The 10661-nt window shown below is 44.5% G+C and carries 6 protein-coding genes, 5 tRNA genes and 1 rRNA gene; all 12 read right to left on the reverse strand.

Going from position 1 to position 10661, the window contains the following annotated elements; translation table 11 throughout:
* Positions 1–10: 10 nt before the first annotated feature.
* Positions 11–3055: a glycoside hydrolase family 2 TIM barrel-domain containing protein gene (locus tag GQF01_RS27735; RefSeq protein WP_161410195.1), complete on the reverse strand. Its 3045-nt coding sequence runs from the start codon at positions 3053–3055 to the stop codon at positions 11–13.
* 63 nt (positions 3056–3118) lie between these two features.
* Entirely contained in the window at positions 3119–3943 is an 825-nt protein-coding gene (locus GQF01_RS27740; protein WP_161410196.1) for a carbohydrate ABC transporter permease, read from the reverse strand.
* Entirely contained in the window at positions 3943–4806 is an 864-nt protein-coding gene (locus GQF01_RS27745; RefSeq protein WP_161410197.1) for a carbohydrate ABC transporter permease, read from the reverse strand. The genes GQF01_RS27740 and GQF01_RS27745 overlap by 1 nt, the downstream gene beginning before the upstream one ends.
* Positions 4807–4924: 118 nt before the next feature.
* On the reverse strand, positions 4925–6238 hold the full coding sequence (locus GQF01_RS27750; protein WP_161410198.1) for an extracellular solute-binding protein: 1314 nt from the start codon (positions 6236–6238) through the stop codon (positions 4925–4927).
* Between the two features lie 198 nt (positions 6239–6436).
* Positions 6437–8197, reverse strand: a complete 1761-nt coding sequence (locus GQF01_RS27755; RefSeq protein WP_161410199.1) for a cache domain-containing sensor histidine kinase — start codon at positions 8195–8197, stop codon at positions 6437–6439.
* A gap of 23 nt (positions 8198–8220) precedes the next feature.
* The gene (locus GQF01_RS27760; RefSeq protein ID WP_161410200.1) at positions 8221–9762 is read right to left on the reverse strand and encodes a response regulator transcription factor; all 1542 of its coding nucleotides are present in this window, start codon (positions 9760–9762) and stop codon (positions 8221–8223) included.
* Between the two features lie 187 nt (positions 9763–9949).
* A tRNA-Trp gene (locus GQF01_RS27765) sits at positions 9950–10020 on the reverse strand.
* Positions 10021–10026: 6 nt separating this feature from the next.
* Positions 10027–10102: transfer RNA gene (locus tag GQF01_RS27770), tRNA-Phe, on the reverse strand.
* Between the two features lie 9 nt (positions 10103–10111).
* Positions 10112–10184, reverse strand: a tRNA-Val gene (locus GQF01_RS27775).
* A gap of 151 nt (positions 10185–10335) precedes the next feature.
* Positions 10336–10411 (reverse strand) — tRNA-Asn (locus GQF01_RS27780).
* Positions 10412–10414: 3 nt separating this feature from the next.
* Positions 10415–10491, reverse strand: a tRNA-Ile gene (locus GQF01_RS27785).
* A 52-nt stretch (positions 10492–10543) separates the two neighbouring features.
* Positions 10544–10660, reverse strand: a 5S ribosomal RNA gene (gene rrf, locus GQF01_RS27790).
* Position 10661 lies beyond the last annotated feature (1 nt).

Consider the following 10661-nt stretch of genomic DNA (forward strand, 5'->3'; position numbering starts at 1 on the left):
AAATCTATTCCTATTTTCCTGCACTAGCAATTACAAACTCAAACGAGATCTCTTGATCAGCTGGAATCTGATATTCCTCATGTACAGGCGCTCCCCAACTGTCATCGCCGCCGACACCCATTTGTTTGCCAGCGACAGTAACAACCGTATAATGAACATCCGGCAGTTCATAAGCATGGTCGGCATGCTCAAGCTCAAATGCCGTATACGGAGACAAGTTGCATTCAACAGGGGCATGCGGATCAGCCTTAATGGAAAGACCGAAACCATTCACGTCCGTCACATTCACACGACGAACACCAGTTCGATTCCCTGATTCTTGCGGAACGAGGTAAGGCGTTGGTAATTGATCAACCTGACGGCTGAACATCCCCAAGCGAGCTCCATGGCTGCGATCACTGTAGTTTTCTTCCGGTCCCATGGCATACCATTCTGATTGGTTGTAATCAGCGGACATTTTGAAGGAAACGGCAAGAATCGGCAGATTCGGCAGACCAGCTGCGCCTTTGTAATGCGTCTGCACGCGAATGGTTCCATCCGCATACACCGTATAGGCAATACGAACGGTTACTTCAGAGCTAATGCTGAATCTGTAATCAAAGGCAACCGTTGCCGAGCTCTTCTCTTGCTCCAGCACGGTGCTGACGCATTTGCGTGCCAGACTTGAAGCATACCAAGCACCAGCGGTATATCCCATAACCGTTCCTTTATCATTATCCGTGGTCGCCCGCCAAAATAACGGAACCGGAGGCAACGCGATCATCTCCCGACCATGGTATTTCAGCGAAACTAGTGAGCCCACTTGTTTCGAGAAAATGACGGAGAAACCTTTCCCCGTGACGCCAATATTGACGTCGCCTTCTACCACGTTCACTTCGCCAGCAGGTTGCTCATTCTGGACACTTGCCTGTAGGACGAAAGTGGATTGGCCAAATGCCGTCTCAAACCCAGCATCCGCCCATACCGCAGCATCCCTTAGCACCAAGGAAGCTTCGATGCAGAATTCGCCTGATTGCCCAGTCACATCTGGCAGCTCGATCGGAATGATGCTTTCGCTTTGTGCTTCAACGGCAACATCCTTGATCCCCTTACCAATTTCCGTACCTTCATGATACAGGCGATATTCAAGCACATACTGATCTGTATTCACAAACAAATTTTCGTTAATGACTTTGATGTGGCTTCTAGTCGGTTCTAGCTTGATGTTCTGATAAAGGAATTTGACTTCCTGCATCTTAGGACTCACTTGACGATCAGCGAAGACAAGGCCGTCTCCGCAAAAGCTGTAATCCGTAGGACGGTCTTGGAAATCCCCGCCATAGGCCAAGAATTCACGGCCATTCCGATCTTTTTTGATAATAGCCTGATCGATATAATCCCAAATAAAGCCGCCTTGATACATCGGATATTTATTTTCAAGCTCTGTATACTTATGAAGACCTCCGACTGAATTCCCCATAGCATGCATATACTCGCAGCTGATGTACGGTTTAGCCGGCTCACTGTTGAGATACGCCTCAATGTCCGCAGGCTTGGCATACATTCTGCTTTCCATGTCGCTAGTAGCGTCATAGTCACGATTATGGAATACACCCTCGTAATGAACAAGTCGGCCTGGGTCCGTCTCACGGAAGTAGTCGGCTACATTCAAAATAACTTGCCCAGCATACGACTCGTTGCCGCATGACCAGATGAGAATCGAAGGATGATTCTTATCGCGTTCGACCATGGAAATCGCCCGATCAAGCACGATATCCTGCCACTGCATATCATTGCCCGGAATGTTCCACGAAGGCTCGACAGCCCCCATTTTCTGCCACGAGCCGTGCGTCTCCAAGTTCATCTCGTCGATGACATAGACGCCATACTCGTCACATAACTCGTACCATAATGTCTGATTCGGATAATGCGAGGTCCGGACAGCGTTGATGTTGCTGCGTTTTAGCGTTTGAATGTCCCACAGCATATCCTGCTTCGTAATAGCTCTTCCAGTGCGACAGTTGAATTCATGGCGGTTTACGCCTTTAAATACAATGCGTTTGCCATTTAAGCACATCAGCTTGTCTTTCATTTCAAAACGGCGGAAGCCTGTCTTTTGCACGATAGCTTCGACCAATTCTTCGTTCTCATCGTAAATAGAGATGCAAGCCGTATACAAATAGGGATGTTCTGCGCTCCAAGGTTGAACGTTACCTGCTGCAAGGTTGAAGGAGAGTTTACCATTTCGGAATACCCCTGTTTCTGTAAGGATCGCCTTCCCCTCTGCATCCTTTAGCTCAAGCTTTGCACGAGCCGTATCTGCATGGTCGTCTCGGAGCATAAGATCAATTTCAAGCAATCCTTCCACATACGCATCATCCAAGTCTGCCTTCACACGCAGATCCCACACATGGATCTTAGGAACCGTATATAAGTAGACATCACGGAAAATACCTGACAACCGCCAGAAGTCCTGATCTTCCAGCCAGCTTCCTGTACTTCTCTGATAAACTTCAACTGCCAGCTTATTCTCACCTTCACGGATATAAGGCGTTAGATCGAATTCTGCTGGTGTGAAGCTGTCTTCGCTATAACCGACGAATTCCCCGTTAAGCCATATGTAGAAAGCTGATTCAACACCTTGAAAGGAGATATAAACCGGTTGGCCTTTCATCGTGTCAGGCAGTTGGAAATTTTTCACATAGCTGCCCACGGGGTTATGCTCTTGCGATATTTGTGGAGGACGCAGCGCTTCTACGCCATCCCAAGGATACATCGTATTGACATACTGCGGATGTCCCCAGCCTTGCATCTGAATATGCCCTGGCACTTGGATATACTCCCAGCTGCTGCAGTTATAATCCACTTGAAAGAACGATTGCACACGACTTGCTGCGTTAGGTGCGTAGCTGAACTGCCAGCTCCCGTTCAAACTATGCCGCATGTCCATAGGTGCGTCTGCAACAGCCGCAGCCATCGACCGATAATAGCGGTGGTCAGAATGAGCATCCAACCTGTTTACTCGAAATACACGCACATCTTGCAGCCAATCAAGGCTTGGTACCGATTGTTTCATGAATAATGCCTCCTGAGAAATAAACCTGAAATAACACAACCTATGTTTTGGCGGCTATCCACCCTATTTTACCGAACCTACCATACCAGCGACAAATTGTTTTTGCATGAGGAAAAATACAAGCGCTGTCGGAATCGTCGAAATCACGATCGCCGTCATGATGACCCCGAAATCCGGTGCATAACTGGAACCCAAATTTGAAATCAATAAAGGAATTGTTCGTTTCTCCGGTGTTTGCAAGACAATCAGAGGCCATAAGTAATTGTTCCAACTGGACATGAACGTAATAATAGCTGCAGCCGAGTAGGTTGTTTTCATCGTTGGCATGAAAATCCGGAAAAACAACCCTAACTCCGTTAATCCGTCCATGCGTCCTGCTTCAAGAAGCTCTCTCGGAAACATTTTTGAACTTTGGCGAAAGAAGAAAATAAGAAATGCTGTTGTAAATGTTGGAAGAACAACCGCATTCATCGTGTTAATTCCGATTAGCGGAACACTCCGCGACAAGCCGGAGAACATTTGGTAAAGAGGAACCATCAGTGCTGCGAATGGAATCATCATGGAAACAAGCAGCAAGTTGAACACGACATCCTTTGCTTTGCTCCGATAGACTTCAAAGGCGTATCCAGCTAGCGAAGCAACCAGTAAGGCTAATATCGTGGTGGATAACGAAATTTTAAGCGAGTTCCATAGGGCAGGGAGCAGGTTGATGGAATTAACCAGCTTTTTATAGTTATCGATAAAATGGGATCCGGGTAACATTCTTCCCTGCGTAACATCTACAGAAAGATTCGTTGAACTAATAACCATCCATAGGAACGGGAAAATCGATATGACAGCTACGGCAAAAAGGAAGACATAGACAACTGTGCGATTGAGTACTCTCATTATTTATCACCTGCCAATTTGATTTGAAGGACAGATAACACAATGATCATAGCTACAACTGAATAGGAAACTGTCGCCGCATAGCCAAAATCAGGTGTGTACTTGAAGGATAGATTGTAAATATACTGCGATATGGAGAGGGTTGCGTTACCTGGGCCACCCTTCGTAATATTCATGATCTCGTCGAACAATTGCAGTGTTCCGATTGTTGATGTAATCGACGTAAAAAGAACAATTGGTTTTAACATTGGGAACGTAATATAGAAAAACTGTTTGATCGGAGAAGCTCCGTCGATGCGTGCTGCTTCATAAATCGAGCTGTCGATATTTTGCAAGGAGGATAGGAAGAAAATCATATTGTATCCTGTCCAGCGCCATGTAATGGCAATAATAATGGTAATTTTCGCCCAGAAGGGATCGGAAATCCATTGAATAGGTTGTGCAATTAAGTGGATTTTCACTAAAGCTAAGTTGATAAGTCCATCATTGCCAAATAAGTATTTGAATACGACGGAGTAAGCAACAAGTGAGGTCACACATGGCAAGAAGATCGCTGTACGGAAAAATCCTTTGAAACGAAGCTTGCTGTCATTCAATAAGACAGAGATCATCATCGCCAGCACAATCATAATCGGTACTTGAATGATTAAGTAGAGAAACGTATTTTTTACCGCTGTGAAGAATGTTTTATCGCTAAAAAGACGCTTATAGTTGCTTATTCCATTGAAATGCAGATTAGCTCCTGCGCCTGTTTTGAATGACAGCAGCAGAGCCTGTATCATCGGATAGAAGTAAAACAAACAAATCATCAATACCGCTATTCCGATAAACAGCCAACCTGTCAGCTTTACACGGTTATTCATCGAGTAATTCAATTTATCCAGATCCTTCCTATATTACATTTAAAAATCGAAACGCTGTCCCCCGCTTGCACAAACATGCAATTCGGAGGTCAGCGCCCATAAGGTTAATTGGAAAAAATTACTTAATTTGAGACTCCGCTTGAGACTGAGCATCACTTAGCACTTTATTAATATCTGTGCCTTTCAGGTAGTTCTGCATTTCAACTTTAAGAATATCTTCAACCGCATACGTATGCATACCGTAGTTTACTTTAGGAATTTGATTCGTCCACGTTGCGAAATCAGAAATGACCTTCTGACCTCCGAAGAAATCGTCTGCTTTGGAGTAAGCTTCACCTTGTGCTGCCGGTTTATAAGTACCGATAACCCCAACGTCCGTAAGTAACTTTTGGTACAGATTCACATCAGAACCAAGTGTTTTTGCAAGGAAATCAGTTGCTGCTTCTTTACCAGGATTATTCAATACATACCAGGAGCTGCCTCCAAGGTTAGATGCGTGTACGGAACTTGCTGTGTTTTTCAATTTAGGAAAAGGAATGACTGCCCATTTCCCTGATTGGTCAGCCTGTGACTTAATCGAAGGCGTAATCCAGTTACCTGTCGGTACGCTCGCCACACTGCCGCTGTTAAATCCAGCTAGGAACGAATTCCAGTCTGAAGTGATTTTAACGATATTAGCAGACATCAATTCTTTGTATGTCGCAAAAGCATCTTTAAGAGCTGCGTTATCTTTCAGATCCGGTGTAGACCCATCGCTTTTCAGATACCAAGCACCTGCGGATTGGATCATCATACGAATCAGCCCGAGGTCATTTGGATCCTGTGTTAACAAATCCTTACCTGTCTTAGCTTTAACCGCTTTACCGATTTCAATCAATTGCTGCCAATTGAGGTCCTTCATGTCATCTAATTTGTAACCTGCTTGTTGCAAGTAATCTGAACGGACGTACATGCCGGTTACTCCGGAATCGAATGGAACGCCATATTGTTTTCCGTTCAAGCTTGTCGGTCCGATTTTGTATTCAGCGAAATCGGATGCTTTAATGGATGCCGACAGATCTTGAAAAGAATCAGGATACGTTTTCAAGAAGCTTTGAGCACGGTAATCTTCAATGAGTACAACATTCGGTAGACCCGTCGTTGTCCCAGAGTTTAAACCTGTGTTCAACTTCTGAATGATATCATCTTGTGCGTATTCAATGATGTTTATTTTCACGTCAGGATGATCTTTCGCATAGGCCTCTTGTGCCAGCTTCATCGCTGCAATGTTGAAGTTCTTATCCCAAGCCCAGACCGTAATTTCTTTCGCAGCACCTTTGTCCGTTGCAGTTGGACTACCCGTCCCCGTACCTGTTGTGTCAGGTGCTTTGCTTGAGCATGCCGACAGCAGCAAAAAACTAGCCAATAAAATGGTTGAAACTTTCTTATTCATGTGCGCCCCCCGTGTAGTTTAGATTTTTTGAAAATGCTTTCTTTTAAAAGAATAGCATCTCGGAAATCCCTTCCGTTAGAAAAAAATTTGTCATAATTAGCGAAATTCTTGTGTATTGTATCCGCTATCATAATGACTATATTGGTACTTTATTTATAATTTGTACTTTCTTTAGATTTCTATACATGGGGGGTCTTGCTAAGTTCTCCAGGGAAGGCTAATCGCTATTTTAGTTCCTTGTCCGAGCGTGCTCGTAATGGAAACACCATATTCCTCTCCATACAGAAGCAGGATGCGATCATGGACATTGCGTATGCCAATTCCTGTAAAAAGCTGTCTAGCACTCGTAGAGGTACGCTGCTCGCTTCTGGTTTCCGTAAGGTCCATGCCATCGCCATTGTCAACGATTTCGCAGTGCAGTGTATCCCCTTCCTTCGTGATAATGACATAAATATATCCCGAGCTTTTTTTATTAAAAGCATGAAAAAACGCATTCTCTATAAAGGGTTGGAGCATTAATTTGGGCACCTGTGACTTCAAGCAGTCAGGCGATACGAAATAATCAACCTTGATGCCATTTCCATAGCGCACCTGATTAATGAACACATAATGTTTTAAATTGAGTAGTTCCTGCTCTACAGATATCGTATCTTTCACATTGCTAATCGTATTTTGCAGGAGCGAAATCAGCGCATGTATCGTTTCTGTAGCCTTCTCCTTGCTCCCTTGTTGCACAAGAATGTTAACGGAAGTCAGCGTGTTATATAGAAAATGAGGGTTGATTTGCTGCTGAAGCGCGGCTAACTCTGCCTTACGCTGTTCCTGCTGCGTTTCAACTAACTGGAGAATATAGTCGTTAAGCTCGTCGAGCATATAGTTGTAAGCATTGCTAAGCTCTCTTGTTTCATACGACCCGGTCACAGCCATGTAATTGAGAAAATTCTTTTTGGTGATGTTGGACATCTTGATAACAAGCATGCTTAAAGATCGCGTAACTCTGCGAGTGATAAAATAAACAACAATTACAGCTGACAAAACGATACCAGCACCGATCATAAATAGGGCTTTCCTATTGAGCATATTGCCTAACGCAACCTGCTTATCAATCACGTTGACGAGATAATAATCATACAACGGTAAATAATCGGCCAACAGAATGACATCATGATTAAACAAAGTCATTTCTTGACTTTGAGATTCGCCGACTTGTTTGGCACCTGCCAGGAGTTCCTCGGAAATCGTTCCGATCAAATCCTCCCTGTTGCTAGAAACAATCAAACCATTTTGATTCAAAATCATGACATCATTACCTTGACTAGTGAAGCTGGCATAAATTTTCTTGAAATCACTTTCTCTCGTCATCATGTAGATTGTTCCGTAACCCTCTTTACTTTCTGAGGAAAGCAGCGCTTTGGTAGCCACAAGCCGATCTTCATTGGAGCCCCACGTTCCCGCCTGCATGAAGCTATACAACATCCGACCCGGTTGCTTCCATGTATCTTGTGTAATCGGGCTGCTCTGCAGTTCTTCCGAGGAACCCGACCAGTAGGTGACGTCGCTCACGTAGTTCCTGCCGTTCATGCCCAGGATGCTGATGCCAATATTTTTGGACCCAATCCCGGACTGAATTCGCTTCATCTGCTCACTCATGCTGAAATTTGTTTTGAAATTTGTTAACGAATCCGTATCCGCCTCCGTTAGGAAGTTTTTAATCCCTCCGCTTTGAGCGACACTGATTGTAATATTTATATTGGAATAATGAAGGGCATCTAATCCCGTTTTGATCTGATTGATAATCTTAGAATTGGTAATACTGAACGTCTGGACAAAAAGCTTCTGCGACATCTGAATCGTGACCCATGAGGTTAAAATCGTAACGGAAATAATACTTACGACCATCACAAAAAACATTTTGGCAAACAGACTTTGATCGGTTAATTTTTTCACCCATGCTCCCATTATTGATCGTAGTCCCTTCTTGCTCATTTTTTCCTGTAATGACTAGGCGATATCCCCATCAGCTTGCGGAACACCTTCGTGAAGTAGCTATGATCCGAGTATCCGACGAGATTGCTTATTTCTGAAATTGAGAGATTCGGATTTTCGCGCAGCAGCGTACAAGCTTTATCTATACGAATGCGGTTCAAATATTCATTGAAGCCTTCTTTATTATGCACAGTGAAGTAATTGGACAAGTAGGAAGGATTGAAATGGAAGTGTTTGGCGACCTCCGTTAACGTCAGTGGCTGCGAAAAATGCATGTCCATATATTGCAAAATTTTCTGTATGCCTGGCGAACCCGTCCGATGATCACTGACACACGATACAGCCTCATTCAAAAATTTTTCTAACAAAAGAATAACTTCCCCAATATGCTCAGCTTCATGAATGGCCCGGAAATACTCGTATTTCCCTTCATCCAAGCTACTTGCCTCATAGTGAAAATGCTTCAGCGTAACAATAATATTAAACAGGCTGTGGTCCAAAAACGATTTAAACTCGAACATGTCCGTATCCAGCCTGCCATTCATAGAGTGAGCATATGTGCTGAGACGCCCAAAGGCCAGGTCGAATTCCTGATGGTTCAGTTCTGCCGTGAACGCCTCCATGTCAAAAGGCTCACCTTTCTCTGTCTGTTTCTCCAATTCATTAACAATGAGAAGCCTGCGATCTGGTAGAAAGAAGCGGTGATCCAGCACTCTCAGCATGTCATTGGTATAAATATCGTTCAGTTCATGGATATGTTCAAAAATACGGCTGAGCGCCACTACGATGGCCACATGACCTTTGTCACTCGCTTCAACCAGCTGCTGGGCTATCTGTACGGCATCCTCTTGTACAGAGTTGTCTAGATTCAGCAGATAGCGAATATAGCCATCCTGATGCGATAGACGGCGTATAGCGACGGGTTTATTCCTCTTTTGAATAATCGCTTTCAGCGCTGCATCTAGCCATTCCTCATTGCGGGCCAATGAAACGGACTTATCCTGAACCACAGATAACAAATCAAAACTCGTATACGGGAATATCGCGCTTATTTCATCCTTGTCATACTCGACGGAATAACCCGAAATCAGCTTGTCTAGAATGTAATCGACAGACTGTTTTTTCTCACTTTTCCAATCTGAGTGTTGAAAAGCTGGAATTCGTTCAGCCGTTTTCTTCAGAACTGCTAACATCGATACAGCGTCCAGTTTCGGCTTTAACATATAATCGGCGACACCGCTCTGGAAAGTTGAACGAACATACTCAAATTCTCCGAAGCTGCTGAGCACGACAATTTCGATTTCCGGGTACATGCCTTTTACGATTCTTGTTAATTCCTCGCCATCCATCACTGGCATGACAATATCGGTCAACACAATGTTCGGTTGGAACAAATGGACCATCTCTAACGCCTCCTTGCCATTGGAGGCTTCACCGACAATTTGAAATCCTTCACTTCCCCAATCTAAGAGATGCCGGATTCCTTGACGCACCAACATCTCGTCATCTACGATAAGAACCTTGCAATAAACCGTCATAACAGACTCCTTCATCTGGATTTACATCATCTACCACTAGTACGACGTATTTTGTGCGATATCTTGCACGATTATAAATGAATTTCCGGGTCTTGACGAGCCCAAAGCGAATAGCTTGTCATGCTATTTAATAAAATTGAATGCAAAAAGAGCTGCCGTGGCAGCTCTTTTTACGATTTCATTTGTACAGGGGCAGCAGGAATTGAACCCACACCAAAGGTTTTGGAGACCTTTGTTCTACCCTTAAACTATGCCCCTAGATAATGGTGGCTCGGGACGGAATCGAACCGCCGACACGAGGATTTTCAGTCCTCTGCTCTACCGACTGAGCTACCGAGCCTAGATGAAATGGAGGCTGACGGGATCGAACCGCCGACCCTCTGCTTGTAAGGCAGATGCTCTCCCAGCTGAGCTAAGCCTCCATGGGATCAATAATAAAAGATGAAACATTCACACTAGACCAATCCAATCTATCTAAAGAGACGGTGAAGAAAGAAATTTAATCTTCGATACGCATATAACGTCTACTAGATTTCCTATGGCACTTCTTCTACCGCTCGAATAAGTCGAAAGTGGCTCCCCGAACAGGACTCGAACCTGTGACAACTCGATTAACAGTCGAGTGCTCTACCAACTGAGCTATCAGGGAATATGGTAGGCCCTAGTGGACTCGAACCACCGACCTCACCCTTATCAGGGGTGCGCTCTAACCAGCTGAGCTAAGGGCCTGCATCTATGTAAGCCTGTTTGATCCGGCAAAAAAATACCCCATAGGGGTACTGCTTGGCAACGTTCTACTCTCCCAGAACCCTGCGGTTCAAGTACCATCGACGCTGGAGGGCTTAACGGTCGTGTTCGAGATGGGAACGCGTGGGTCCCCTCCGCCATCATCACCAAAC

The organism is Paenibacillus silvestris (genome assembly GCF_009882985.1).
Taxonomy (GTDB): Bacteria; Bacillota; Bacilli; order Paenibacillales; family NBRC-103111; genus Paenibacillus_E; species Paenibacillus_E silvestris.